The sequence below is a fragment of the Azorhizobium oxalatiphilum genome, assembly GCF_014635325.1.
In the GTDB taxonomy this organism is placed as follows: Bacteria; Pseudomonadota; Alphaproteobacteria; order Rhizobiales; family Xanthobacteraceae; genus Azorhizobium; species Azorhizobium oxalatiphilum.
Map to the genome: position 1 here is coordinate 158,881 of NZ_BMCT01000008.1, position 24,831 is coordinate 183,711.

22 protein-coding genes are annotated in these 24,831 nt (G+C 67.4%); 11 read left to right on the forward strand and 11 right to left on the reverse strand.

Translation table 11 applies throughout. The annotated features are described in order from the left end of the window. Window positions 1-104: 104 nt before the first annotated feature. The 3 genes from IEW24_RS22585 (at window position 105) to IEW24_RS22595 (ending at window position 2,788) form a co-directional block, all read left to right on the forward strand. On the forward strand, window positions 105-1,133 hold the full coding sequence (locus tag IEW24_RS22585) for an ABC transporter substrate-binding protein (protein ID WP_188582920.1): 1,029 nt from the start codon (window positions 105-107) through the stop codon (window positions 1,131-1,133). A gap of 108 nt (window positions 1,134-1,241) precedes the next feature. Further along, window positions 1,242-2,021: an ABC transporter ATP-binding protein gene (locus IEW24_RS22590; RefSeq protein ID WP_188582922.1), complete on the forward strand. Its 780-nt coding sequence runs from the start codon at window positions 1,242-1,244 to the stop codon at window positions 2,019-2,021. Next, the gene (locus IEW24_RS22595; RefSeq protein ID WP_188582924.1) at window positions 2,018-2,788 is read left to right on the forward strand and encodes an ABC transporter permease; all 771 of its coding nucleotides are present in this window, start codon (window positions 2,018-2,020) and stop codon (window positions 2,786-2,788) included. Before IEW24_RS22590 ends, IEW24_RS22595 begins: the two co-directional genes overlap by 4 nt. A 256-nt stretch (window positions 2,789-3,044) precedes the next feature. Here IEW24_RS22595 and IEW24_RS22600 read toward each other — a convergent pair whose 3' ends face one another. The 9 genes from IEW24_RS22600 to IEW24_RS22640 form a co-directional block, all read right to left on the reverse strand. Next, complete coding sequence (locus IEW24_RS22600) at window positions 3,045-3,932, reverse strand: Pnap_2097 family protein (protein WP_188582926.1); 888 nt, start codon at window positions 3,930-3,932, stop codon at window positions 3,045-3,047. 2 nt (window positions 3,933-3,934) lie between these two features. Further along, window positions 3,935-5,209 carry an MSMEG_0569 family flavin-dependent oxidoreductase gene (locus IEW24_RS22605; RefSeq protein WP_188582927.1) on the reverse strand — a complete coding sequence of 425 codons (1,275 nt, stop codon included), beginning with the start codon at window positions 5,207-5,209 and terminating at the stop codon, window positions 3,935-3,937. An 18-nt stretch (window positions 5,210-5,227) separates the two neighbouring features. Further along, window positions 5,228-5,515 (reverse strand): MSMEG_0570 family nitrogen starvation response protein, encoded by a 288-nt coding sequence (locus tag IEW24_RS22610; RefSeq protein ID WP_188582929.1) that lies wholly within the window; start codon window positions 5,513-5,515, stop codon window positions 5,228-5,230. Next, window positions 5,508-6,653, reverse strand: a complete 1,146-nt coding sequence (locus IEW24_RS22615) for an MSMEG_0565 family glycosyltransferase (protein ID WP_188582931.1) — start codon at window positions 6,651-6,653, stop codon at window positions 5,508-5,510. The genes IEW24_RS22610 and IEW24_RS22615 overlap by 8 nt, the downstream gene beginning before the upstream one ends. Beyond that, window positions 6,650-7,624 carry a sll0787 family AIR synthase-like protein gene (locus IEW24_RS22620; protein ID WP_188582933.1) on the reverse strand — a complete coding sequence of 325 codons (975 nt, stop codon included), beginning with the start codon at window positions 7,622-7,624 and terminating at the stop codon, window positions 6,650-6,652. Before IEW24_RS22620 ends, IEW24_RS22615 begins: the two co-directional genes overlap by 4 nt. After that, a complete protein-coding gene (locus IEW24_RS22625; protein ID WP_373870117.1) occupies window positions 7,624-8,163 on the reverse strand; it encodes an MSMEG_0567/Sll0786 family nitrogen starvation N-acetyltransferase in 540 nt (179 codons plus the stop codon). The genes IEW24_RS22620 and IEW24_RS22625 overlap by 1 nt, the downstream gene beginning before the upstream one ends. Beyond that, window positions 8,163-9,299 carry an MSMEG_0568 family radical SAM protein gene (locus IEW24_RS22630; protein ID WP_188582935.1) on the reverse strand — a complete coding sequence of 379 codons (1,137 nt, stop codon included), beginning with the start codon at window positions 9,297-9,299 and terminating at the stop codon, window positions 8,163-8,165. The genes IEW24_RS22625 and IEW24_RS22630 overlap by 1 nt, the downstream gene beginning before the upstream one ends. Beyond that, the gene (locus tag IEW24_RS22635) at window positions 9,205-10,272 is read right to left on the reverse strand and encodes a Nit6803 family nitrilase (protein WP_188582937.1); all 1,068 of its coding nucleotides are present in this window, start codon (window positions 10,270-10,272) and stop codon (window positions 9,205-9,207) included. Before IEW24_RS22635 ends, IEW24_RS22630 begins: the two co-directional genes overlap by 95 nt. Before the next feature lie 127 nt (window positions 10,273-10,399). Then, the gene (locus IEW24_RS22640) at window positions 10,400-10,882 is read right to left on the reverse strand and encodes an MSMEG_0572/Sll0783 family nitrogen starvation response protein (RefSeq protein ID WP_188582939.1); all 483 of its coding nucleotides are present in this window, start codon (window positions 10,880-10,882) and stop codon (window positions 10,400-10,402) included. 356 nt (window positions 10,883-11,238) lie between these two features. Between IEW24_RS22640 and IEW24_RS22645 the strand changes: the two genes are divergently transcribed. Together IEW24_RS22645 and IEW24_RS22650 are read left to right on the forward strand one after the other, a co-directional pair. Next, on the forward strand, window positions 11,239-12,621 hold the full coding sequence (locus tag IEW24_RS22645) for an aminotransferase-like domain-containing protein (protein ID WP_188582941.1): 1,383 nt from the start codon (window positions 11,239-11,241) through the stop codon (window positions 12,619-12,621). A 106-nt stretch (window positions 12,622-12,727) separates the two neighbouring features. Further along, complete coding sequence (locus IEW24_RS22650; RefSeq protein WP_188582943.1) at window positions 12,728-13,177, forward strand: hypothetical protein; 450 nt, start codon at window positions 12,728-12,730, stop codon at window positions 13,175-13,177. A 27-nt stretch (window positions 13,178-13,204) separates the two neighbouring features. On the opposite strand, the gene IEW24_RS22655 is transcribed toward IEW24_RS22650, so the two are convergent. Continuing rightward, window positions 13,205-13,702 (reverse strand): peptide deformylase, encoded by a 498-nt coding sequence (locus IEW24_RS22655; protein ID WP_188582944.1) that lies wholly within the window; start codon window positions 13,700-13,702, stop codon window positions 13,205-13,207. Between the two features lie 171 nt (window positions 13,703-13,873). Between IEW24_RS22655 and IEW24_RS22660 the strand changes: the two genes are divergently transcribed. The 5 genes from IEW24_RS22660 (at window position 13,874) to IEW24_RS22680 (ending at window position 20,822) form a co-directional block, all read left to right on the forward strand. Next, entirely contained in the window at window positions 13,874-15,148 is a 1,275-nt protein-coding gene (locus tag IEW24_RS22660; protein ID WP_188582947.1) for an MFS transporter, read from the forward strand. 170 nt (window positions 15,149-15,318) lie between these two features. After that, window positions 15,319-16,857, forward strand: coding sequence for a helicase HerA domain-containing protein (locus IEW24_RS22665; protein WP_188582949.1), 1,539 nt, complete (start codon window positions 15,319-15,321; stop codon window positions 16,855-16,857). 102 nt (window positions 16,858-16,959) lie between these two features. Beyond that, window positions 16,960-18,072, forward strand: a complete 1,113-nt coding sequence (locus tag IEW24_RS22670; RefSeq protein ID WP_188582951.1) for an S-(hydroxymethyl)glutathione dehydrogenase/class III alcohol dehydrogenase — start codon at window positions 16,960-16,962, stop codon at window positions 18,070-18,072. Then, on the forward strand, window positions 18,072-18,908 hold the full coding sequence (gene fghA, locus IEW24_RS22675; RefSeq protein ID WP_188582953.1) for an S-formylglutathione hydrolase: 837 nt from the start codon (window positions 18,072-18,074) through the stop codon (window positions 18,906-18,908). The genes IEW24_RS22670 and fghA overlap by 1 nt, the downstream gene beginning before the upstream one ends. A 189-nt stretch (window positions 18,909-19,097) precedes the next feature. Further along, a complete protein-coding gene (locus tag IEW24_RS22680) occupies window positions 19,098-20,822 on the forward strand; it encodes a hypothetical protein (RefSeq protein WP_188582955.1) in 1,725 nt (574 codons plus the stop codon). A gap of 46 nt (window positions 20,823-20,868) precedes the next feature. Here the strand turns inward: IEW24_RS22680 and IEW24_RS22685 are convergent, their stop codons facing one another. After that, the gene (locus tag IEW24_RS22685; protein WP_188582957.1) at window positions 20,869-23,238 is read right to left on the reverse strand and encodes a Tex family protein; all 2,370 of its coding nucleotides are present in this window, start codon (window positions 23,236-23,238) and stop codon (window positions 20,869-20,871) included. 187 nt (window positions 23,239-23,425) lie between these two features. On the opposite strand from IEW24_RS22685, the gene murD reads away from it, so the two are divergent. Further along, entirely contained in the window at window positions 23,426-24,817 is a 1,392-nt protein-coding gene (murD, locus tag IEW24_RS22690) for a UDP-N-acetylmuramoyl-L-alanine--D-glutamate ligase (protein ID WP_188582959.1), read from the forward strand. The last annotated feature ends 14 nt before the right edge of the window (window positions 24,818-24,831 follow it).

Genomic DNA, 24,831 nt, shown 5'->3' on the forward strand with positions numbered 1-24,831 from the left:
ATCTGCCCATTTCGGCGGCAGCTGACCTTTCGTTGTCCTTGGCCCGTCTGCCTCTCTCATTGGCATGTGCCTTGCCTCTTGTCAGGAGACAGGAGGATTACGCCATGAGGCATACCATTCGCGGTCTGGTCGGAGCGGGTCTCATTGGGTTGGGTCTGCTCGGCGCCGCCACCTTGCCGGCGCGTGCGGACACGGACATCAAGTTCGCCCTCGACTGGAAGTTCGAGGGTCCGTCCGCCCCCTATTTCGTCGCCATCGACAAGGGCTACTACAAGGCCGAGGGCCTGAACGTGACGGTGGACACCGGCCCCGGCTCGGTGGCGGGCATCGCGCGTGTGGCTGCGGGCACCTATCCGCTCGGCTTCTTCGACATCAACTCGCTGGTGAAGTTCCGCGACCAGAATCCGGACAAGGCCGTCAAGGCCGTGCTCATGGTCTATGACACCCCGCCCTTCGCCATCGTGACGCTTTCCAAGACCGGCATTGCCAAGCCCAAGGATCTGGAAGGCAAGATCCTCGGCGCGCCGGCCCCCGATGGCGCCTTCGCCCAGTGGAAGGCGTTCGTGAAGGAGAATGCCATCGACGCCGACAAGGTGAAGATCGAGAATGTCGGCTTCCCGGTGCGCGAGCCCATGCTGGCGGAAGGCAAGGTGGACGCCATCACCGGCTTCTCCTTCTCCTCCTACTTCAACCTGCTGCAGAAGGGCGTGAAGCCGGACGACATCAAGGTGATGCTGATGTCCGACCACGGGCTCGTGCTCTATGGCAACGCCGTCATCGTGAATCCGGACTTCGCCAAGGCGCATCCCAAGGAAGTGGCCGGCTTCGTGCGCGCCACCATCAAGGGTATCATCGAGACCGCCCGCGACCCCGAGGCTGCCATCAAGTCGGTCATGAAGCGCAACGAGACCGGCGACGAGAAGATCGAACTCGCCCGCCTCAAGATGGCGCTGAAGGACAATATGATCACCGCCTGGGTGACGAAGAACGGCGTTGGCGATGTGGACATGGACCGGCTCGGCAAATCCATCGAGCAGATCGCCGTGACCTATGACTTCAAGGCCAAGCCCACGGCCGTGGACATCTTCACCAGCGAGTATCTGCCGCCCGCCGCTGAGCGGATGGTCAAGTAACTCCCCCGGCGCCCTCCCTGGGCGCTCCTTCCCCTCACGGGAAGGGGCGAGCGGGGAGGGCGCACGCGCTGCACACTTCCAAAACCCATTCTCGAAGGACGCGACGGATTGATCCGGCTGGATGACGTGACGCTGTCCTACAAGGGCAGGACCGGGGAGGTGACGGCGCTGGCCCACACCTCCATCGACGTGAAGCGCGGCGAATTCGCCGCCGTGGTCGGCCCCTCGGGCTGCGGAAAATCCACGCTGATGAAGCTCGCCACCGGCCTCATCCGCCCCACGAAAGGCGCGGTGAGTCTGGAGGGGCAGCTTGTCACAGGCCCGGTGAAGATGGCCGGCATGGCGTTCCAGCACGCCAACCTGTTGCCGTGGCGCAGCGTGCTGGACAATGTGATGCTGCCGCTTGAGATCGTGGAGCCGCATCGCAGCCGGTTCCGTCGCGAGAAGGCGGCCTATCGCACCCGCGCGCTGGACTTGCTGGGCGTGGTCGGCCTGCGCGATTTCGCCGATCGTTATCCGTGGGAGATGTCGGGCGGCATGCAGCAGCGCGCCTCGCTGTGCCGCGCGCTGATCCACGAGCCGGCGCTGCTGATGCTGGACGAGCCCTTCGCCGCCCTCGACGCCTTCACCCGCGAGGAACTCTGGGTGGTGCTGCGCGATCTTTGGCAGCGGCTGGGCTTCACCGTCATCCTCGTGACCCATGACCTGCGCGAGGCGGCTTTCCTGGCCGACACCATCCATGTGATGAGCGCGCGCCCCGGCCGCATCGTGGAAACGCGCACCGTCGATTTCCCCCGCCCTCGTCCGCTGGAGGTCTGCTACGAGCCGGCCTTCACCGATCTCGTCCATCAGTTGCGCGGCAAGATCGCGGAGGTGCGGCAGGCATGAAGATCGCAGCCGAGGACATCACGCCCGTCGCCTTCACGGTGGCCCTGTTCGTCATCTGGGAAGCGGCCTGCCGCTTCTTCCGCATCGACGCCTTCATCCTGCCGCCACCCTCGGCGGTGTTCGCGGCCGCCGCCCAATATTGGTGGCCGCTGCTGAAGAACAGTTTCGTCACGCTCTGGACCACGGTGGCGGGCTTCCTGCTGGCCGTGGTGTTCGGCATCGCATTGGGGCTGCTGGTGGGCTGGTCGCGGGCCATCTATCGTGGCCTTTATCCGGTGATGATCGGCTTCAACTCCATCCCCAAAGTGGCGGTGGTGCCCATCCTCATCATGTGGTTCGGCATCGGCGAGATCCCGGCCATCCTCACCGCCTTCCTCATTTCCTTCTTCCCCATCGTGGTGAACGTGGCCACCGGCCTTGCCACCACCGAGCCGGAGCTGGAGGACGTGCTGCGCGCACTTGGCGCCTCCAAGCTCGACATCATGCGCAAGGTGGGCATTCCCCGCACCTCGCCCTATCTGTTCGGCTCGCTGAAGGTGGCCATTACCTTAGCCTTCGTGGGGGCGGTGGTGTCGGAGACCATCGGCGCCAATGCGGGCGTGGGGCACCTGATGGTGCAGGCAGGCTCCAACTTTCAGATGCCTCTTGTCTTCGCCGGCCTGCTGGCACTCGCGATCGAGGGCATCCTCATGTACGCGGTGTTCGCGGTTCTGGAGCGCCGCATGGCCGGCTGGGCCTTCCGCGCCTCCATGAGCGCCGCAGGCTGATCTGAGCGCGGCGGGGTGAGACGCGCCGCGGGGTGAGGGCGCCCTCCGACGGGCAGGGCGCGCCGCTCCTGTTGGAGCGCCGCCCTCTCCGATTTCACCCTCTCCGCTTGCGGGGGAGGGCAGGGAGGGGGAATGGCCTGCCATTTCCGAATGCGCGGCAGCAGCGATATGCCTCCCGCCGTGCCCCTCCCCATCCCTCCCCCGCAAGCGGGAGAGGGAGCCTGTCGCGCGGGTTGAGAGGGCCGTCCCTAAGTGATCAGACGGTCAGGGACGGCATCCGCCGCCGCGTGAAAATGTCGGCGAGGCGCTCGCCACCATCCGCCCGCTCCAGCCGCAGCCAGTGGGCCATCTCCGGCCCCTCCTGACGTGTATGCAGCAGGCGGACGCGCACCCGCTCCCCCGGCTCGATATTGCCGTGATAGAGAATGTCCCGCGCCACCGTATGCGTACCCGGCGGCGGGGCGAGCAACTCCCATTCCGCCCGATCCGCAAACGCCTGGAAGGCCGCGAAATAGAGGAAATGCGCGCCGTTGAAATCCTGCGACGGACAGGGATTCAGCACCATCTCCCCCATGTCGCCGGCAGCCGTACGGGAAAATCCCATATGCGTGTCCCAGCGCCCGCTGCGCAGCGCGGCGGCGAGTGCCGAGGTCTCGCTTGTCTCGCCCGGATCATGCGGCGGCAGGCCCTGTGGTCTGACACGGGCAACGGAACGGTTCCGCCCCGCCTCCTGCCGGCGGATGAAGACCGAAACCAGCTCGACTTCCGCGATCAGATCGCCCTCCAGCCGCACCCAATGGCGGCTACAGAATTGGGTGGCGGAGATGCGGGACAAAGCGGAGCCGATCTCCAGCGTGTCGTTCTCCGCCACGCGGTCCAGCCGGGCCTCGCGCAGGCTCGCGCCGCAGAAGGCGGCATAGACGGGCGCGCCGTCGGCATCCCGGAAGTCCGGCACGGCATCGCCCGCCGCCCCCGCCAGCAGGAACCAGTGGCGATGCCCGCATTCCTTCAGCAGCCAGCTTTCCGACAGGCCACCGAAAGCCAGATGCGGCATGCCCACCGTGAGGCGCGGCGCCAGCGCCGGTGTCGGCGCGGGCGACCGTGCGCGTGCGACCGCGCGGCGGGGGAAGACGAGGATGCTCATGCTCAGCTTGCCGCCTTGAGGCCTGGCGCGGTGCCGGCGGCAAGCTCCGTGATGCGCTCCGCCACATAACGCGCATCGCGATCGATGCCGGAAAAGCGCCCCGAACCCCAGGTGTGCAGCCACGGCAGGCCGAGGAAGTAGACTCCCGGCACCTGCGTGATGCCGCGATGATGCTGCGGATGGCCCGCCCCGTTGAACACCGGCGCATCAAGCCAGCGGAAATCCGGCTGGAAGCCGATGCACCAGATGATGGAGGTGATGCCGGCCGCCTCCAGATCCAGCGTCCTCGGCTCGTCCTCCGGCTCCCACACGGGTGCATAGACGGAGGGCGGCGGGGCGTCGATCCCGGTCTCGGCGATGTGCTTGTCGATGGCGGCGTTGATGCCGTTATAGACCCGGTCGGCTTCGTTCAATGCCGCCTTGAGCGTGGGCGAGAAGGTGAGCGTGGTGCCGTCCAGCGCATCCAGCAGGCCATAGAGGCGCATGCCCTCCAGCGCGAACCTGCGCAAATCGATGTCGCGGCCGCCGTCACGGCCGGTGACGTAATGATTGGTGTTGTCGCGCACGCCCTCGCGCAGGGGATGGCGCTCCACGGGCATATCGTAATAGCCCATTTCTGCCAGCCATGTGACCACGTCCTTGCCGCGATAGAAGCGGGCGCAGCGCGGCGCATCGCCTACCGCCAGATGAACCTTGCGGCCGGCCAGATGCAGGTCTTCCGCGATCTGCGCGCCGGACTGGCCGGAGCCCACCACCAGCACCTCGCCGGCGGGCAGGCTGTCGGCGTTGCGATACTGTTCCGAATGGATCTGCCGGATGCTCTTCGGCAGGCGCTCGGCGAAGCGGGGGATGATGGGGGTGTGATAGCCCCCCGATGTGGCCACCACCTGATCGGCCGTGATCGTGCCGGTGCTGGTGATCACCTCGAAGCCGCCGCCCGCGCGCGCCTTCACCCGCTTCACGGAAACGCCCTCGTGCAGGGGGGCCCCCACCTTGTGGCGGAAAGCTTCGAGATAGGTGATGATCTCGTCCTTCCGCATGAAGCCGTCCGGCTCCGGCCCGTCATAGGGATGGCCGGGGAGCTGGCATTGCCAGTTGGGCGTCACAAGGCAGAAGTTGTCCCAGCGCTGCTTGGTCCAGGCGCCCATGGCGGTGTCCTTTTCGAGCACCACATGGTCGAGCTTTTCGGCTTTCAGATAGTGGCTGATGGACAGGCCCGCCTGTCCGCCGCCGATGACGACGACGGCATGATGGGGAATGGTGTCATCTCCGGCCATGGTCTCTCTCCTGATCTGTCATTCATCAAAGGCGTCGATGCGGACGCGTGGATCCGGGGTTTCGGCATAAAGGCCAGCTGCCGCTTCGATGCGGGCAAGCTGGCCGAGGGCGCGGGAGCAGGGCATGCCGTACTTGGCCTCGACGCGGTTCGAGGCGATCATCAGCGCCGTGCGGCTGCGGGCGAGAAAGTCCGCCAGTGCATAGGTTTCGCCGGGGGCGAAATAGTCCTTGATCACCAGCGAGGGCGAATAGCAGGCCTCAGGCCGCCCATCGGGCCAGCGGATGTGAAAGCGCATCTCAGGCATAAGCGGGCTCCTTCAGGCGCGCATAGGCGGGCAAATGGGCGGCGGCGGTGGCCTGCCAGCCGTGCGCGAGGGCGACCCTTTCGCCGCGCGCGATGAAGCGGGCGCGGGCGGCGGGGGTGAGCGTCGCCAGCAGCGCATCGGCGATGGAATGGGCGGTCAGGGGATCGCACCACGCCACATCGTCCGGTCCGAGATATTCGGTGAAGGGTGCGATGGCTGGGGCGACCACAGGAATGCCGCTCGCCATGGCCTCCAGCACCACGAGGCCGAACCCTTCCTTCAGCGAGGGGAAGGCGAGCGTGTCGGCGATGCGATAGAGCGCGGGCATGTCGTCCTGCGGCAGCGGCCCGGTGATGATGACCGCGCCGGGTGGCAGGGGGCTGGCGCGCAAGGCGTGCTGGAAGGACTGGCGGTAGGCGTCGTGATCCAGAAGCGAGGCGCCCCCGGCGATGATCAGCTGCGCATTCGGATGCAGCGCCCGGAGCTGTATGAAGGCTTCGAGGATGCGCACCGTATTCTTGCGCTGCTCGATGCCGCCCACGGCAAGCACGACCGGCCCCGCGCCGAGGCCGAGGCGCGTGCGCAAGGCGCCCTCCCGGCCATCGGGCAGCGGGGAGAAGCGTGTCGTATCCACGCCATTGCCCACTGGTGTGGCGGTGCGACCGAACGTCTCCTCCAACCGCGCCTGCCATGCGCGGCTGACCACGAACAGTTCGTCCGCCTCCGCAATGGAGCGATGCTGAAGTTCGGCGAGGCGGGGATCGGCGAAGGCGTCCATATGATGGACGGTGCGAGCGAAGCCGGAGATGAGGCCGCGTTCTTTCAGGGTGGCCAGCGCATTGCCGGAAATGCCGTCCTGCGCGTGGAAGACATCGAAGCGCCGGTGCGTGGGGTCTTCGAAATGGCGCACGTAATCGGCGATGCGGGTTTCCACGAGCGCGGTCGTGTCGCCTGCGACGGGGCGGGCTGGCACACGCAGCGTGGCGCAGCTGGCGGGGCGGAAGAAGCCCCTGCCGCTTGCATCCGGCGCATGCACCGTGACCTTATGGCCGAGGCGGGTGAGTGCCTCGCCCAGTTCCAGCGCATGGACGACGCCGCCACGCGGATTGGTGGAATGGGCCAGCAGCGCGATGCTCATGCGGCCACCTCCGGCACGGCGCAGCCGAGCAGCGGCTGGCGCGCGAAATCCCAGATGGTCTCCTGCTCATTTTTCCGCGCGATAATCACCTGGCGGTTGGCCGTTACTGTGCCGATTGCGGCAGCGGAGATGCCGCGCGCGGTGAAACGGGCGATGAGCGCCGGTGTGTCGCCGGGATCGGCGGCCAGCAGATAGCCGAAGCTCGGGAAGGTGAGCAGCCAGCGGGCGAGGTCCACGCCCCCGGGTCGGGGCACGGCGTCGGGGTCGAGCCGCAGGCCCACGCGCGAACACTCCGCCAGCATGGCGGCGGTGCCGATGACGCCGCCCTGGCTGATGTCCTTCGCCGCGCGGGAGAGGCCGGCCTCGGCGATCTCCGGCAGCAGCTCCAGATCACCGCGCAGGCGGGCGGGAGGAGCGTCGGTGGCGGCCTCCCAGTTGGAGAAGGGCTCCCGATAGCGCCCGCGCAGGTCGATGGCCGCGATCAGCGTCTGGCCGGGCTGCGCGTCGAAGCTGGTGAGCAGGCGCTTGGCGCGGCCGAGAATGGCGACGGAGAGCTGGCTCTGGGCGTGGCGGATATTGGTGTGCCCGCCCACCACGGGAATGCCGAAGGCGGCGGAGGCGGCGGCCATGCCATCGAGCACGGGCTTCGCGCCCGCTTCGCCATCGGCCCACACCGCATCCACCACCGCCATGGGGCGCCCGCCCATGGCGGCGATGTCGGAGGCGTTCACCATCACCCCGCACCAGCCGGCGAACCACGGGTCGCCCGCCACGAAGGCGTTCATAAAGCCTTCGATGGCCAGCAGCAGATAGCCGTCGCCATCGGGAATGGCTGCGCAGTCATCGCCCACCGGCACCGCGCTCGCGCCGTTGAGGCCGAGACGGGCCGCAACGACGGAAATATCCGCCTTGCCGGCAAGGCCGGCGCTGGTGCGCAGCGTCTGCGCGAGGGTGGCGAGCGCCCGTTCCATCAGGCGGCCCGCCGGGGAAAGGCGAGGAAGCCGGTCTCGGCGGCAGCGAAGGGCGGGTAATAGGCAAGGTCCGCTTCCATCAGATGATGGGGCCGGCCCACCAGCTCGATTTCCTCCAGCGTGCGCCAGCGCAGGCGGCGGAACAGCAAGGCGTTCTGGCTCTGCACATGGGCAAGGAAACGCCGGCAGCCGCGCGCATGGGCGGAGGAGACGGCCAGCCGGATGAGGGAGGCGCCCAGCGTGCCCACATGGCGATAGTCCTCCGCCACCGCGAGGCGCGAGCCCCACCACGTGCCGGGCTCGGCCTCGTGGATGCGCACCGTGCCCACCACGCCATCCGCCGCCACGCCCCACAGCGAGAGGGCGACGATGGGAATGGCATGGGTGTCGATGGCATCGCGGTCATCGCCAGCGAACAGGCCCTGCTCGCCGCAGAAAACGGTGCGGCGCAAAGCGGCGGCGCCATCGCGCTCCCACGCCTCGGTGGCGAACTTCACCTGGAATTCGGCGGCCGTGAATGGCTTGAAGGGATCGAACATCAGCCGATCCCCTTCTCGTAAGTTGAGAGGGCAGAGCAGGCGCCGCACTTGCCGCAGCCGGCCTTGATGTCGGTGGCGCGCAGGCCTGCCGCGCGCACCATCTCCGCCAACGGCTGGAGCACGGATTTCATGAAGGCGGGGTTGGGGCCGGGGTGATGCTCCAGCGGCGTGCCGGAAATGGGCACGAAGGGCACCACGAACGGATAGACGCCCCTGTTGAGCAATTGCTCGCACATGGCGAGGATGGCCTCGCGCGTGTCGCCCAGACCCGCGAGGATATAGGTGGAGACCTGGCCCTTGCCGAACACAGGCACGGCGGCCTCGAAGGCGGACATGTAGCGCGAGATCGGCACCTGCGCCTTGCCGGGCATGATGCGCGCGCGCACCTCGGGCGTCACCGCCTCCAGATGCATGCCGAGCGAATCCGCGCCGGCATCGCGCATGCGGGTGAACCAGATGTCGTCGTCCGGCGGCTCGCACTGTACCTGAATGGCGAGGTCCACGGCGGCCTTCACCGCAGCCGTGCTCTCCATCAGCACCGAGCAGCCGCGATCCTTGCCGGGCGGGGTGCCGGTGGTCATCACCATGTGAGTCACGTGGTCCAGCTCAACAGCGGCTTTCGCGACTTCCGCCAGTTGTTCCGGCGTCTTGCGGGCGATGGTGCGCCCGGCCGCCAGCGACTGGCCGATGGCGCAGAACTGGCAGGTCTTGGCGCGGCTCTGGTAGCGCACGCACTCCTGCAGGACGGTGGTGGCGAGCACGTCACGCCCGTGCAGGGTGGCGAGCTTCCAGTAGGGCACGCCCTCGGCGGTGGTCAGGTCGTAGAAGCGCGGGCGGCGGGGGAAGGAGACTTCCGCCAGCGGCAGGCCGTCGCGCAGGATGCGGGTGGCGCCGGTGGCCGTGCGCGTGATCTCGTAGGGGCTCTGCGCCGCCGGGGCGGTGTGGACGGGGACCATGATGGTCATGCCGTCCAGCGTCATGGCCTTGTGGTCGGAAGGTCCGGCGCCGCCGCGGCGGCTTTGCGCACCCGCGCCGTCGGGATCAGCGAGGCGTACTCCGTAGGACTGCAACTCGGTCATCAGCTCCGCTGTCGGCAGCGGCAGGATGGGGGCGGCGGTCGGATGGGTCTGCTTCATCGCGGGCACTCCCGAATGAGGGCTGGGGCGGAACGGAGGCCGGCCGCATGGGCACGGCGGGGCGGTCGTTGATTTCGAGGCTCAGCAGCTCGGGCCGGGCGTAATGGCCGACGCTGTCCATCATGCGCTTGCGCTTGGTGATGAGGGCCATGTCGAGATCGGCCACCAGCATCCCCTCGCCGGAGGTGAGCGGCGGCACAAGATGACTGCCCTCGGGGTTCACGATGGCGGTCATGCACCCGCCGGTGAGCGCCCTGCGCAGCTTTTCGTCCGGCGAGATGCGGGCGATCTGTTCTTCGGTGAGCCAGCCTGTGGCGTTGACCACGAAGCAGCCGCTCTCCAGCGCATGGTGGCGGATGGTCACTTCCATCTGCTCGGCGAAGATGGGGCCGACCATGGAGCCGGGGAATTGCGCGGCGTGGATTTCCTCGTGCTGCGCCATCAGGGCGTAGCGGGCGAGGGGATTGTAATGCTCCCAGCAGGCCAGCGCGCCGACGCGGCCCACTTGCGTATCCACCACCTGAAGCCCTGCGCCGTCACCCTGGCCCCAGATCATGCGCTCGTGGAAGGTGGGCGTGATCTTGCGGCGCTTGAGCTTCAGCGATCCATCGGCGTCGAAGATCAGCTGGGCATTGTAAAGCGAGCCGTGGTCGCGCTCGTTGATGCCGAGCACGATGACCATGCCGTGGCGGCGGGCGGCGGCGGCGATGGCCTCCGTCACCGGGCCGGGCACGCTGACCGCATGCTCATAAAGCCGCATGTGTTCGGCACCCGTGAGCACCGGCGGGGCGATGAAGGAGAAATAGGGATACCAGGGCAGGAAGGTCTCGGGGAAGACGATGACCTCCACGCCCTTGCCCGCTGCTTCACCGATGGCGTTGAGCACGCGCTCCAGCGTGCCCATGCCGTCGTCGAGATCGGGCGCGATCTGCACGGCGGCGGCGCGCACCATGCGCTTGTCGGGTGTCTGCATGCCTGTCCTCCGTTGATGGCGGGGTGGGAGGGGGGCGCCGAAGGCGCGTTGCGGTCCGCCTGGCCCTGCCCCCTCCCTGGCCCTCCCCCGCAAGCGGGAGAGGGGCCCTGCTGCTCGGTCTGCCCGCTCAGAGCGTCCAGGTGTCGAGGATGAAGGCGTTGTCGCGCCGGTGGAGCAGCACGAGGTCGAGCACATCAAGCGGGCTGATGGGGATGATGCCGGGGATGAGCGAGGGCTCACCATGGCCATAGAGCGCCTGCAGGGCGAAGCGGCAGGCATAGACCTTGCCGCCTTCCTCCATGAACTTGGTGATCTGGTTGTTGAAGTTCATGTGGCCGGGGAAGGCCTCGTCGCCGATCTTCGGGAAGCCGCGCTGCACGCCGAGCGTGACGCCGGGGCCGTAGAGCAGGATGGAGGTCTCGAAGCCCTTGCGCTTGAGGCGGGTGGCCTGGAGCAGGTTCACGAAGCCGATGGAGCCCTCGAAAGCCACCGTATGGAAGGTGACGAGGGCCTTTTCGCCCGGCTGGGCTTTTACGTCCTCGAACTTCTTCTCCTCATAGTCGACGAAGAAATCACCCTTCTGATGGGCGGGGGCAGTCACGGCGGGCATTGCGCTCTCCTGTTGCAGCCGCGTCCGGTTTGGGGTGCCGGGCGGTCAACAGGGGTTTTGCAATCAATGTGCCAAGATTGTCAGATGTGCATGCAGGTATTGAATCAAAATGATTGCATTCAATTTTGCATTCAATAAAATGCCGTGACGGCAGTCATGCGTGCTGCCGACCATATGAGCGAATGCCCGATCCGGCGCCGGGTGATTGCATAGAGTCTAATCAATTGACGGGGCGCCATACGCAAACGGGCGCGGTATGAGGGTCAGCGAAAACGTGACAGAGCTGACCTGCAACACTATACAGTCAATCCCGCCTTTGGGGAAAGGTTCCTTGAGGCTCAGAGACGAAGTCAGGCATGCTCGACTGGACCCCGGACCTTACCCGCAGTGACAAGCCCCGCTATCTGGCCATCGCCGATCTGATCGCCGAGGACATCAGGGTGGGGCGGCTGTCCGTGGGCGACCGGCTGCCGCCGCAGCGCAAGCTGGCGGATCGGCTCGAGATCGACTTCACCACCGTCGCCCGCGGCTATGTGGAGGCGCAGAAGCGCGGCCTCGTGGAAAGCCGGGTGGGGCAGGGCACGTTCGTGCGCGGCCTGCCGCGCGCCGAGCCGCGCTCGCGCACCACGCGGCCCGATCTCGTGGACCTGTCCATGAACCTGCCGCCGGAGCCGGATGATCCGGAACTGATCGCGCGCATGCAGGACGGTCTGGCCGAGATCAGCCGCGATCTGGTGGCGCTGCTGCGTTACCAGAGCTTCGGCGGCGCTCCGGCGGACAAGGATGCCGCCTCCGCGTGGCTTGGCCGCCGGGCGCTGGTGCCGGCGCAGGAGCGCGTGTTCGTCACCCCCGGCGCCCATGCGGCGCTGGTTGGCATATTCTCACTGCTGGCCAAGCCCGGCGACGTCATCCTGTGCGAGGCGCTCACCTATCCCGGTGCCCGTTCCATCGCTGCCCAGCTCGGCATCCAGCTGGTCGGCCTGCCCATGGATCGCGACGGCATCGACCCCGATGCGCTGGCCGATGCTGTGAAGCGCTTTGCGCCAAAGGCGCTCTATCTCAATCCCACGCTCCAGAACCCGACGACCCTCACCATTCCCGAGGCGCGCCGTGCGGCCATCGTGGCGGTGGCCCGGCGCAACGGCCTGAAGATCGTGGAAGATGATGCCTATGGCTTCATCCCGTCGCACGGCCTGCCGCCGCTGGCCGCCATGGCGCCGGATCTCACCTGGCATGTGGCGGGCCTTGCCAAGTGCATCGGTGCCGGCCTGCGCGCGGCTTATGTGATCGCGCCCGAGGCGCGGGCGGGCTGGCCGTTCGCGGCAGCGATGCGTGCGGCCAATGTCATGGCCTCGCCGCTGACGGTGGCGCTCGCCACCCGCTGGATCGAGGATGGCACCGCCGACACCATCCTGCGCTTCATCCGTGCCGAGACCGCCGCCCGGCAGGAGATGGCCGCCGCGATCCTGCCCGAGGGCAGCTTCCGGGCCGATCCCTTGAGCTTCAATCTCTGGGTGGAACTGCCCGAGCCGTGGACGCGCTCGGCCTTCGTGGGGCACATGCAGTCCACGGGCATCGGGATTGTGGCGAGCGATGCCTTCTCCACCGATGGCAACCCGCCCGAGGCCGCCCGCGTCTGCCTCGGCGGTCCGGTCAGCCGGGATAAGGTGCGCGGTGCGCTGGAATATATGGCGCACGCGCTGAGCCATTCGCCGGCGGTGGCCTCAACGGTGCTGTGAGGCCATAGCTGGCACGGGTGGTTTCTTGAGTGATCATTTTTGACAGATGCTGCATGCGAAGCCCGCCCAACTGCGCGGGCTTCGTGTTTTTGTCCGGGATGCTTCAATGCGACTGTTGCTTGCGGCTGCAGGTCTTTTGATCAGCCAGATTGCCCATGCCGACCCGATCGCGGATGCTTCGTCGCCTGCCGCTCCTGTGGGGCTCATCGACGGTTCCGCTTATGATCACAACGGCAGCACCGTGATGGTGCATCCCGAGAACGGTCTTATCATCTACCAAAGCCCCAAGCCCTCCATGGAGGACGTCGCTCCGGAAGGAACCGTCCTCTTCCGTGGGCCGGTTTTTTCCTATTCGGGCGCGATTTCGGGCACGGCGTATGCGTTCAAGAAGGGATGCGCGCCGGCTCCCTATGCGGTGAGCGGAGGCTATTCGGCTGACAACGCGACCATCACGCTTCGCGGGGCCAGCCCCGCGTGGAAGGGATGCGATGTGGTGGGCTACCGAAAGGATAGCCCGAATGCTGTTCTGCGGTTCAAGAGCATGATGAGCCCGTAGACCTGCGTATCTCTTTCGCCGCGGTGTTCATACCGCCCGCAAAAGCTTCTCGTATTTCTTCACCACCCGCTCGCGCTTGAGGCGGGAGAGGCGCTGGATCCAGAAGATGCCGTCGAGCTGGTCGATCTCATGCTGGAGGCAGACGGAGAGCAGGCCATCCGCCTCCACCTCGTGGGTGGCGCCGTCGAGCGCCTGATAGGTGACGCGTACCCGCGCGGGCCGCTCCACCTCTTCCGCGACGCCGGGCATGGAGACGCTGCCCTCCGTGTGACGGGCCAGCTCCGGCGAAGCCCAGAGCACCTGCGGGTTCACATAGAAAGCGGGTTCGCTGTCAGGCAGATCCAGCGCCACGAGGCGGATCATCAGCCCGGCGTGCGGGCCGGTGATGCCGATGCCGGGCGCGGCACGCATGGTGTCCAGAAGGTCCTGCGCCTGCCGGGCCAGCATATCGTCGAACGCCGTCACCGGGGCGGCGGGCGTGCGCAGGCGCGGGTCGGGAAAGCGCACGAGATCGAGGACGGCCATGGGGGCTCCGGTCGGAGGCGAGGGATGAGCGGCACACAAGCATGAGGCAAGCCGCCACGTCTACGCCTCGGCCTCGCCGACAACCCGCTGGCGGGTCGAAAACAGTAGTTGCGTCATCCCGTTAGGGCTCTACCTTGGCCGGGAATTTCGCGGGAGCAGGGGAACAGAAGCATGGCCGCGACGAGATACCGTTGGTTCGTCATTTTCCTGCTCTTCACCATCACCGTGGTGAACTATATCGACCGGGCGGCGATCTCCTACGCCATCACCGATATCGAGCAGACCTTCGGCCTGTCGAAGGGCGCGTCCGGCGCCATCCTCGGCGCCTTCGGCGTCGGCTATGCGGTGACGACGCTCATCGGCGGCTTCGCGGTGGATCGCTATGGCGCGCGCCTCATCCTCACCATCGCCGCCGTGCTGTGGAGCATCTCCATCGGCGCCACGGCACTGGCCGGCGGCTTTCTCTCGCTCATGTTCGCCCGCGTGCTGCTGGGCGTGTCGGAGGGGCCGAACTTTCCGGCGCTGACCGGCGCGGTGAAGCACTGGCTGGCCCCGCATGAGCGTGTCGCCGCCTTCGGCTATGCGCTGGTAGCGGTACCCATCGCGCTCGCCATCGGCGGCCCCATCGTCACGCATCTGCTGGCATGGTTCGAATGGCGCGCCACCTTCGCCATCCTGTTCCTCGCTTCCGTGGTCTGGGTGCCGCTGTGGTGGATTTTCTTCCGCAACGATCCCAGCCAGTCGCGCTTCGTCAATGAGGCGGAACTTGCCCATATCCGCACACCGGATGCGGCGCCGGCCAAGCCGACGCTGTCCAAGCGGGAGGGGCTGGGCAAGGCGCTCATCACCAATCCGACCCTGCTGGCCAATTACTGGGCCTTCTTCGTGTTCGGCTATTTCCTGTTCTTCTTCATGACCTGGCTGCCCTCGTATCTGAAGATCGAGGGCGGCGGCGTGTACGGCCTCAATCTGGAGGACGTGGGCCTGTTCACCGTTGCGCCCTGGCTTTGCGCTGCCGTCTCGCTCTGGGCCATGAGCCACTGGTCGGACTATCTGCTGAAGAAGACCGGCCGGCTGCGCGTGGCGCGGTCCTATCTGATCGCGGGCTCGCAGCTCATCGCGGCGCTGGCGGTGATCCCCGTGGCCTTCACCCACGATCTGTGGATGGGCATCTTCTGGATTTCCATCGCGGTGGCCGCGTCCATGGGGCCGAACGCCGCTTTCTATGCGGTGAATGTGGATGTGGCCCCGCAGCGGGCTGCGTCCGCTCTGGGCATCATGGATTTCGCCTTCGCGATCTCCGGCTTCCTCGCCCCGACGCTGACCGGCTGGGTGCTGGATATTCGCGGCTCCTTCACCGATGCCTTCCTGCTCATGGCCGGGCTCTCGCTGTCGTCTGTGGTTGTGGTGTTGCTGTTCCACCACCCCGACCGGCATCGCACCTGATCGTGCTGTATGCGGTTCCGCCATGCACCGGCGTCGGTTGAAACGCGGGGGCGAATCGCTATGACTGGACCCTCGCGTCTCCAGAGCCGGATCGGATTTATCCGATCCGTGAATCCGTCTCTGCAACGTTTTCCAGGAAGGACCGCTGCGGCGGGTGAGGATCAAGGCCGATGAAGGTTTCTATCGATCTTGGTCTGGCCAGTCAGGGCGCGCCGGCCCCGGTCCCCATGGACCTTGAGGAGCTTCTGGCGACCCGCCTGCTCGTGCAGGGCAATTCCGGCTCCGGCAAGTCCCACCTCCTGCGCCGCCTGCTGGAGCAGAGCGCGCCGTGGGTGCAGCAGGCGGTCATCGACCCGGAAGGCGATTTTGTCTCGCTGGCCGAGAAGTATGGCCATGTGGTCGTGGACGCCGCCCGCAACGAGGCCGACCTCCACCGGGTGGCGAGCCGCGTGCGCCAGCATCGCGTTTCCGTGGTCCTCGACATGGAGGGCCTCGACAGCGAGCAGCAGATGCGCGCCGCCGCCGCCTTCCTCGGCGGCCTGTTCGATGCCGACCGCGACCATTGGTATCCCATGCTGGTGGTGGTGGACGAGGCGCAGCTCTTCGCCCCCGCCGTCGGCGGCGAGGTGTCGGATGACACCCGCAAGGCGTCGCTGGGTGCCATGACCAATCTCATGTGCCGCGGCCGCAAGCGTGGCCTTGCCGGCATCATCGCCACCCAGCGCCTCGCCAAGCTGGCGAAGAACGTGGCGGCGGAAGCGTCCAACTTCCTCATGGGCCGCACCTTCCTCGACATCGACATGGCCCGCGCGGCCGATCTGCTGGGCATGGAACGCCGGCAGGCGGAGATGTTCCGCGATCTGCAGGCCGGCCATTTCGTCGCCCTCGGCCCGGCCGTCTCGCGCCGGCCCTTGCCGGTGAAGATCGGTTCGGTGGAGACCGGCGCCCGCTCGGTGACGCCCAAGCTGATGCCGCTGCCCGAGGCGGTGACGCCGGAAGACATGCAGGACCTCATCTTCACCGCCGCGCCGGATGAAGAGACGCGCCTGCCGCCGCCCCCGCGCCGCACGCCGGCCCCGGTGCCCACCGAGAACATCCTGTCCCAGCTCGCCCGCGCCACCCGCGAGCCGCCGCGCGAGACCGGCCCCGCCGTCCCGGCCATGAGCCCGGAGGAGCGGCAGGAGGCCATCGACAATGCGCTGAAGGAAATCCTCACCGATCCCGAGGCGGGGTTCCGCACGGCGGCGGTGCTCTATCAGGATTTCCTCGTCCGCTGCCGCATCCGCCGCATCACCGGCGAGCCGCTCAGCCTGCGGGCCTTCCGCCGCCGCCTCGCCATCGCCCATGCGGGCATCGACAGCGGCGAGCTGGAGAAGGAAGATTCGCCCTGGGGCGAGGTCATCACCATGGCCGGCCAACTGCCCGAGGACATGCAGAGCGTGTTCCTGGTGCTGGCCCGCGCTGCCCATGACGGCAAGCCTTGCCCGTCCGATGCCGGCGTCGCCCATGCCTATGGCAGCCGCTCGGCCGGCCGCGCCCGGCGCCTGCTCGCCTATATGGAAGAGCAGGGGGCGATCGTCAGTCGCACCGATGGGCGGGGCAAGCGCATCATCGCCATTCCGGGGCTGGCGTGGGAAACCGCGCCCGGCGATCCGAATGCGCCGCCGGCCTCCAATTCTCCCATTCCGCAAGGCGAAGCGGCGGAATAGTCTGCCCTCGCCCGTTATCTGTCTGACAGTCACGGCCCCCGCCGTGGACGAGCCAATTTTCTACGCCATGGCCCCGGCCGTGGCCGAGCCATGAGGTCTGCCATGAAATCGCGTGCCGCCGTCGCTTGGGAAGCCAAGAAGCCGCTGACCATCGAGACCATCGAGATCGGCGGCCCGAAGGCCGGCGAGGTGCTGGTGGAAATCATGGCCACCGGCGTCTGCCACACGGATGCCTATACGCTGGATGGTTTGGATTCCGAGGGCAAGTTCCCGGCGATCCTCGGCCATGAGGGCGCGGGCATCGTGCGCGAAGTGGGGCCGGGCGTGACCTCGCTGAAGGTCGGCGACCACGTGATCCCGCTCTACACGCCCGAGTGCCGGCAGTGCAAAACCTGCCTGTCGCAGCGCTCGAACCTGTGCACCTCGATCCGCGCCACGCAGGGCCAGGGCCTGATGCCCGACCGCACCACGCGCTTCTCGTGCGATGGCGGCGAGATCTTCCACTACATGGGCTGCTCGACCTTCTCGAACTTCACCGTGCTGCCGGAGATCGCGCTGGCGAAGGTGCGCGAGGACGCTCCCTTCGACAAGATTTGCTACATCGGCTGCGGCGTCACCACGGGCATCGGCGCCGTGGTCTACACCGGCAAGGTGTGGCCAGGCGCGAACGTGGTGGTGTTCGGCCTCGGCGGCATCGGCCTCAACGTGCTGCAGGGCGCCCGCATGGTGGGCGCGGACAAGATCATCGGCGTCGATATCAATCCGGCCCGTCAGGAGATCGCCCGCAAGTTCGGCATGACCGACTTCATCAATCCGCTGGAGGTGGGCTCCGACAAGGTGGTGCAGGCGATCCAGGATCTGACCGATGGCGGCGCCGACTTCACCTTCGACTGCACCGGCAACGTCAACGTGATGCGGCAGGCGCTGGAATCCTGCCATCGCGGCTGGGGCACCTCCATCGTCATCGGCGTGGCGCCGGCGGGCGCGGAGATCTCCACCCGTCCGTTCCAGCTCGTCACCGGCCGCAACTGGCGCGGCACCGCCTTCGGTGGCGCGCGCGGCCGCACCGACGTGCCGAAGATCGTGGACTGGTACATGGAGGGCAAGATCAACATCGATGATCTGATCACCCACACCATGCCGCTCGACGAGATCAACACCGCCTTCGACCTGATGCACGAGGGCAAGTCCATCCGCTCTGTGGTGATCTACTGATGGAAACGCTCTCCACGGCCAAATCCCACGGCGGTGTGCAGGGCGTCTACCGCCACCTGTCCGAAGCCACGAAGACGCAGATGACCTTTGCCGTCTTCGTGCCGCCGCAGGCGGAGCGCGGGCCGGTGCCCGTGCTCTGGTATCTGTCCGGCCTCACCTGCACCCATGCGAACGTCATGGAGAAGGGCGAGTACCGGGCGGCGGCTGCCGAGCACGGCGTCATGATCGTCTGCCCCGACACCTCGCCGCGCGGCCCCGACGTGCCGGACGAGCCGGACAACTGGCAGTTCGGCTGCGGTGCCGGCTTCTATGTGGATGCCACGCAGGAGCCCTATGCCGCCAACTATCAGATGGCGACCTATGTGCGGGACGAACTGCCGGCGCTGGTGGCGAAGAACTTCCGCGCCGACATGAGCCGGCAGTCCATCTTCGGTCATTCCATGGGTGGCCACGGGGCGCTTACGCTGGCGCTGAAGAACCCCGGCCGCTTCAAGAGCTGCTCGGCCTTCGCGCCCATCGTCCAGCCCTCCACGGCGGGTTGGTCGAAGCCGGCGTTCGAGAAGTATCTGGGGCCGGACGAGGCGACGTGGCGGGCCTATGACGCCACCAGCCTGATCGCGGACGGTGCCCGCTTCCCCGAATTCCTGGTGGATCAGGGCTCGGCCGATCCCTTCCTGACCACGGGCCTGCGCCCGGGTCTGCTGGAAGAGGCCTGCAAAGCGGCGGGCATCCCCCTCACGCTCACCCTGCGCGAGGGCTATGACCATTCCTACTTCTTCATCTCCAGCTACATGGCGGAGCATGTCGCCTGGCATGCAGCGCGGTTGAGGGCCTGATGCGTGCCCGGCGGCACGCCGCCGGGCCTCCGTGCCTTTCGAGCCCGAAATACCTCACGGAGACGTGATATGGAGTAAGCGGTTGATACCCGGTGCGCTTCGCGGGTCGCTCTGCGTTGCGTCATTCTCGCGTGAAAGCGCACAGGGTCTCACGGGGCGCTCGGGTAGAAGAAAAGGCGGGGATTGCGCATGGTGGGGAAACCGGAAGCCGGCGGGGAGCGAAGCACAAGCGGACAGAGCCTCATACAGCAGGCGGCACGGGATCTGGCGCTGAACGAGCGCGGCCTGCTGCGGGCTGCGGAGGTGAACCCGCTGCCCGTCGCGGTGCCCGACCTTGCACCGATCTTCCTTGTGTCCAGCTTCCGCACCTCCAGCACCTGGCTGTGGCAGAAGTTCCGGCAGGCGCCGAGCGTGGTCGCCTATTACGAGATCTTCAACGAGCATCTCGGCTATCTGAACTCCGCTTCGGCGGCGAATGTGAATTATACGAGCTGGGATGCACGCCATCCGGTCTCGGCACCCTATTTCATCGAATTCCTGCCGCTGCTGAAGGCGGAAAACGGCGTGCGTGGCTACAGCCACAGCATGGCCTTCGACAGCCTGATGCCGCGCGATGGCGTGCTGACGCAGGATGAGCGCGATTATGTGGACCTGCTGATCGGCGCCGGCCGCGCCATGGGCAAGGTGCCGCTCCTGAGCTGCACCCGCATGCTCGGCCGCGCGGCGGCGCTGAAGGCGGAATTCGGCGGCCGCAGCGTGCTCTGCGTCCGCAATCTGTTCCACCAGTGGGGCTCCTATGGCGGGCAGGCGGCGGCCGGCAATCTCTATTTCATGCAGACCGTGGACTGGACCCTCAAGGCATCGCGGCACGATCCCTTCCTGGCGCTGGTGGATGATTTCACCAGCGAGCGGACGTTCGCGCCGGACGATGCGCGCATGTTCCAGGCCTTCCTGCTGCTGCACCTTCATCTCTATGCCTGCGCCTACGAGGCCTCCGACTTCGTGCTCGACACCAGCCTGCTGGCGGCGGATGCGAACGCACGGCATGAAGCCGAGCATGTGCTCAGCCGCTGGACCGGGGCGCCCATGGACCTCTCCGATGTGAAGGAGAGTTTCGATTATGTGGCGTTGAAGGCCTCGGACCGGCGGGAGGTCTGCGATGCGATGGCGCAGTTCACCAAGATGATCCGGGCGGGCTGCGGTTCGCGGGCGGGCGCGGATTTCGTCGAGGGGCTGACGGATGCGGCGCTGGCGGAATGGGAGCGCCACGATTTCTACACCGGCCGCGCCCGTAGCGTTCACGGCAAGGCGCTGGACGCCCTGCGCGGTCAGGCGGAAGCAGCCGAGCAGGGGCGTGTCGCGGTGACGGCCGAGCGTGATGCGCAGGCGCAGGCTATCGCCCAGCTTCATAGCGAGAAGAATGATTTTGCCGTGCGGGTGCATCAACTGGCCGGGGTCTCGGCCGAGCGCGATGCGTTGGCCACCCAGCTCGCCGCCGCGCAGGCAGAGGCCGCACGCATGGAAGCACAGGTGGCGGCCGCCGCCGCCGAAGCCGAAGCGCGGGCCGCGCGGGAGGCCGAGCTGACGCAGGCCGTGGCCGCGGCCGAGGCGCAGGCGGCCGAGGCGCGCGATGCCGCAACGGCCCATCTGGGGCAGCTCGATGCGGAGCGTGCCGCTGCCGCCGCCGGGCAGGCGGCGCAGGCGCGTGAAATCGAAGAGCTACGCGCGGCGCAGGCATCCGCCGAAGCCGAAGCCCGAAGGGCGGCGGAAGCGGTGCAGGCGGATCTCACCCGCCGGATTGCCGAAGGTGCGCACGAACGGGATGCGCTCGCCGCGCAATTGCGTGAGGCGCAGGCACGGCCGACTGGTCTGATCGAAACCGCGCTGGCCGGGCTGCGCCGCCGCAAAGGCTGAACTGGACAAAGGGAACGGAGAGGGCTGTGCCCTCTCCGCTCCGGCCTCAGTTGCCCCTGCGCTTCATGGCTTCCGCCAGCGCGGCTGCGAGCGCGCCACCGGCATCACCACCGCCCGCGCCGCCCTTGCCCGGAGGCGGGGCGCGCCGGTCATTGTTCGGCTTCTGCGCGAAATTGCCCTGGGGCCGGCCGGCGGGTGCGCCCTGCGGGCGACCACCGCCGCCACCGGCGGGGCGAGCCTCGCCGCCATCCTTGCGCATGGACAAAGCGATGCGCTTCCTCTGCACATCCACCTCCACCACGCGCACCTTCACGATGTCGCCGGCTTTGACCACCTCGTGCGGGTCCTTCACGAAGCGATCCGCCAGCGCGGAGACATGCACCAGCCCGTCCTGATGCACGCCCACGTCCACGAAGGCACCGAAGGCGGCCACGTTCGTGACCGTGCCTTCCAGCAGCATGCCGGGTTTGAGATCCGAGAGCGTGTTCACGCCCTCCATGAAGGTGGCGGTCTTGAATTCCGGGCGCGGATCGCGGGCCGGCTTCTCCAGTTCCGAGAGAATGTCGCGCACGGTGGGCAGGCCGAAGCGCTCGTCCACGAAGGTGGCCGGGTTCAGGCCCTTGAGCGTGGCGCTGTCGCCCATGAGGCTGCGGATGTCGCGGCCGCAGGCGGAGATGATCTTTTTCGCCAGCCCATAAGCTTCCGGATGCACGCTGGAGGCATCCAGCGGCTCCGAGCCGCCGGTGATGCGCAGGAAGCCGGCGCACAGCTCATAGGTACGCGGGCCGAGGCGGGCGACCTTCAGCAACTCCTTGCGGTTGGCGAAGGCGCCGACCGTGTTGCGATGGGTGACGATGGCGTCCGCCAGCGACGGGCCAAGACCGGAGATGCGCGAGAGCAGGGGCGCGGAGGCGGTGTTGAGGTCCACGCCCACCGCATTCACTGCGTCTTCCACCACCGCATCGAGGCTTTTCGCGAGGCGACCCTGATCCACGTCGTGCTGATACTGGCCGACGCCGATGGATTTGGGCTCGATCTTCACCAGTTCCGCCAGCGGGTCCTGCAGGCGGCGGGCGATGGAGACGGCGCCGCGTAGCGACACGTCGAGGTCCGGCATTTCCGCCGCCGCAAGTGCGGAGGCGGAATAGACCGAGGCGCCGGCCTCGCTCACCACCACCGTGCGCGGCTTCGGGCCGGTGAGGCGGGCGATCACGTCGGCGGCCAGCTTCTCGGTCTCGCGGCTGGCGGTGCCGTTGCCGATGGCGATCAGGTCCGCCTTGTGCTTGCCGATGAGGTGGGCCAGTTCCGCGCTCGCGCCGGCCAGATCATTGCGCGGCTGGAAGGGGTAGATGGTGGAGGTTTCCAGCACCTTGCCGGTGCCGTCCACCACCGCCACCTTCACGCCGGTGCGGATGCCGGGATCGAGGCCGATGGTGTTGCGCGAGCCGGCAGGCGCGGCCAGCAGCAGGTCCTTGAGATTGCGGGCGAAGACGCGGATGGCTTCCTCTTCCGCCTTCTCGGTCATGGCGGTCATGAGGTCGATGGTCAGGTGCAGCGAGAGCTTCACCCGCCATGCCCAGCGGGCCACGTCGCGCAGGAAGGCATCGCCCGGGCCGCCGCCGGCGGGGCCGACATTGACGGAAGCGGCGATCATCCGCTCCACCGGCTTCACGGGGGAGGTGTCATCCCAGTCCACCTCGATGTCGAGGCTGAGGATTTCCTCGTTGCGCCCGCGCAGCATGGCCAGCGCGCGATGGCTGGGCACGTTGGCCCATTTCTCCCAATGGTCGAAATAGTCGCGGAACTTGGCGCCGGCCTCTTCCTTGCCCGCCACCAGCTTGGCGACGATGCGGGCATTGGCGCGCAGATGGCCGCGCAGCCGGCCCACGAGGTCGGCATTCTCGGCGAACATTTCGACAAGGATGTCGCGGGCGCCGTCGAGCGCCGTCTTCACGTCCGGCACCTCGTCCTTGAGGTAGCTCTGGGCGAGGGCGGAGGGCTCCTTGGCGCGGTCGGCGAGGATGGCATCCGCCAGCGGCCCGAGGCCGCGCTCGCGGGCGATCTCGGCCTTGGTGCGGCGCTTGGGCTTGAAGGGGAGGTACAGGTCTTCCAGCTCGGCTTTCGTGGAGGCCGCGCGCAGCTTGGCGGCCAGCTCATCGGTGAGCTTGCCCTGGCTGTCGATGGACTGGGTGACGCTGGCGCGGCGGGCTTCCAGCTCGCGCAGGTAGCCGAGCCGTTCTTCCAGCGTGCGCAGCTGGGTGTCATCGAGGCCGCCAGTCACTTCCTTGCGGTAGCGGGCGATGAAGGGAACGGTGGCGCCTTCGTCCAGCAGACCCACAGCCGCCGTGACCTGCGCGGGCTTCGCGGCGATCTCGCCGGCGATGATGTGGGCAATTGCTGCGGACATGTCGGCCATGGGGTTTCCCTGAACTTTTGGTCTCGGCGGCTGCAATGCCGCGATTCTCACCTGCCTGCCAAATGCGACCGGCGCATGGTGGGGAGAGCGTCATCCTCGCAACTCGACGGCGGCGCGCAAGAGTCTATGCTCCGGCCGCTTCGCGCCGGAAGCGGCGCGGCCTGAAATCAAGTGGATGTTCGGTCTCATGATCCCCGTCAGCACGTTCAAGGGCCGCAAGGTTGCGGTGTTCGGCCTCGGAGGCTCCGGCCTCGCCACGGCGCAGGCTCTGGTGGCGGGCGGGGCCGAGGTGGTGGCGTGGGATGACGGCGAGGCGGGACGGGCCAAGGCTGAGGCCGCCGGCATCGCCGTGCGGGATTTGCGCGCGGAAGACTGGAGCGGGTTCGCCGCGCTGGTGCTGGCGCCGGGCGTGCCGCTGACCCATCCCAAGCCCAATTGGACGGTGGAGCTTGCCAAGGCAGCGAACGTCGAGATCATCGGCGACATCGAGCTGTTCTGCCGCGAGCGCAGGGCGCACATGCCCGGCTCGGCCTTCGTCGCCATCACCGGCACCAACGGCAAGTCCACCACCACGGCGCTGATCGCCCATCTGATGAAGGTGGGCGGGCGCGATGTGCAGATGGGCGGCAATATCGGCACCGCCATCCTGTCGCTGGAGCCCCCCAAGACCGGGCGGGTGCATGTGGTGGAATGCTCCTCCTACCAGATCGACCTCGCGCCCGGCCTCGACCCGGCGGTGGGCGTGCATCTCAACATCACCCCCGACCATCTCGACCGCCACGGCACCATCGAGAACTATGCCGCCATCAAGGAGCGCCTGATCGCGGGCGTACAGCCCGGTGGCACGGCGGTGGTGGGCGTGGACGACGATTTCTCCGCCGCCATGGCCGACCGCGCCGAACAGCGCGGCCAGCATGTGATCCGCATCTCGGTGAAGCGCCCACTGGCGGACGGCATCTGGCTGGATGGCGACACGCTGGTGGTCAGCGAGGGCGCCGCCGAGGTGTTCCGCCTGTCGCTGAAGGGCATCGGCTCCCTGCGCGGCACCCACAATGCGCAGAACGCCGCCGCCGCGCTCGCCTCCGCCCATGCGCTGGGCCTCGCCTATGAGGTGATCGCGGTGGGCATGGGCAAGTTCCCCGGCCTCGCCCATCGCATGGAGCAGGTGGGCACGCGCGGCAAGGTGCTGTTCGTCAACGACAGCAAGGCCACCAATGCGGATGCCGCCGAGCGCGCGCTGGCAAGCTTCGAGCATGTGTTCTGGATCGCCGGTGGTGTGCCCAAGGCCGGTGGCATCAATCCGCTCAAGCCTTTCTTCCCGCGTGTGCGGAAGGCCTATCTGATCGGGCAGGCGGCGGCGGATTTCGCCGTCACGTTAGGCGATCAGGTACCCTATGAGATGTCGGTCACGCTGGATCAGGCCGTCGCCACCGCAGCACGGGATGCGGCGGCGGCCGGCGTGGAGCACCCGGTAGTGCTGCTGTCGCCGGCCTGCGCCAGCTTCGACCAGTATCCGAACTTCGAGGTGCGCGGAAACGCCTTCCGTGACCTCGTGACGGCGCTGCCGGAAAAACCCTGAGCCGGGTAAGTGCG

Excerpts from the sequence above, each read along its gene's own strand:
- IEW24_RS22685 (WP_188582957.1), bottom strand. The coding sequence starts at position 23,238 with ATGGCCGACATGTCCGCAGCAATTGCCCACATCATCGCCGGCGAGATC.
- IEW24_RS22655 (WP_188582944.1), bottom strand. The coding sequence starts at position 13,702 with ATGGCCGTCCTCGATCTCGTGCGCTTTCCCGACCCGCGCCTGCGCACG.
- IEW24_RS22600 (WP_188582926.1), bottom strand. The coding sequence starts at position 3,932 with ATGAGCATCCTCGTCTTCCCCCGCCGCGCGGTCGCACGCGCACGGTCG.
- IEW24_RS22620 (WP_188582933.1), bottom strand. The coding sequence starts at position 7,624 with ATGGAACGGGCGCTCGCCACCCTCGCGCAGACGCTGCGCACCAGCGCC.
- IEW24_RS22625 (WP_373870117.1), bottom strand. The coding sequence starts at position 8,163 with ATGTTCGATCCCTTCAAGCCATTCACGGCCGCCGAATTCCAGGTGAAG.
- IEW24_RS22645 (WP_188582941.1), top strand. The coding sequence starts at position 11,239 with ATGCTCGACTGGACCCCGGACCTTACCCGCAGTGACAAGCCCCGCTAT.
- IEW24_RS22615 (WP_188582931.1), bottom strand. The coding sequence starts at position 6,653 with ATGAGCATCGCGCTGCTGGCCCATTCCACCAATCCGCGTGGCGGCGTC.
- fghA (WP_188582953.1), top strand. The coding sequence starts at position 18,072 with ATGGAAACGCTCTCCACGGCCAAATCCCACGGCGGTGTGCAGGGCGTC.
- IEW24_RS22630 (WP_188582935.1), bottom strand. The coding sequence starts at position 9,299 with ATGAAGCAGACCCATCCGACCGCCGCCCCCATCCTGCCGCTGCCGACA.
- murD (WP_188582959.1), top strand. The coding sequence starts at position 23,426 with ATGATCCCCGTCAGCACGTTCAAGGGCCGCAAGGTTGCGGTGTTCGGC.
- IEW24_RS22585 (WP_188582920.1), top strand. The coding sequence starts at position 105 with ATGAGGCATACCATTCGCGGTCTGGTCGGAGCGGGTCTCATTGGGTTG.
- IEW24_RS22650 (WP_188582943.1), top strand. The coding sequence starts at position 12,728 with ATGCGACTGTTGCTTGCGGCTGCAGGTCTTTTGATCAGCCAGATTGCC.
- IEW24_RS22670 (WP_188582951.1), top strand. The coding sequence starts at position 16,960 with ATGAAATCGCGTGCCGCCGTCGCTTGGGAAGCCAAGAAGCCGCTGACC.
- IEW24_RS22635 (WP_188582937.1), bottom strand. The coding sequence starts at position 10,272 with ATGCAGACACCCGACAAGCGCATGGTGCGCGCCGCCGCCGTGCAGATC.
- IEW24_RS22660 (WP_188582947.1), top strand. The coding sequence starts at position 13,874 with ATGGCCGCGACGAGATACCGTTGGTTCGTCATTTTCCTGCTCTTCACC.
- IEW24_RS22680 (WP_188582955.1), top strand. The coding sequence starts at position 19,098 with ATGGTGGGGAAACCGGAAGCCGGCGGGGAGCGAAGCACAAGCGGACAG.
- IEW24_RS22610 (WP_188582929.1), bottom strand. The coding sequence starts at position 5,515 with ATGCCTGAGATGCGCTTTCACATCCGCTGGCCCGATGGGCGGCCTGAG.
- IEW24_RS22605 (WP_188582927.1), bottom strand. The coding sequence starts at position 5,209 with ATGGCCGGAGATGACACCATTCCCCATCATGCCGTCGTCGTCATCGGC.
- IEW24_RS22665 (WP_188582949.1), top strand. The coding sequence starts at position 15,319 with ATGAAGGTTTCTATCGATCTTGGTCTGGCCAGTCAGGGCGCGCCGGCC.
- IEW24_RS22640 (WP_188582939.1), bottom strand. The coding sequence starts at position 10,882 with ATGCCCGCCGTGACTGCCCCCGCCCATCAGAAGGGTGATTTCTTCGTC.
- IEW24_RS22595 (WP_188582924.1), top strand. The coding sequence starts at position 2,018 with ATGAAGATCGCAGCCGAGGACATCACGCCCGTCGCCTTCACGGTGGCC.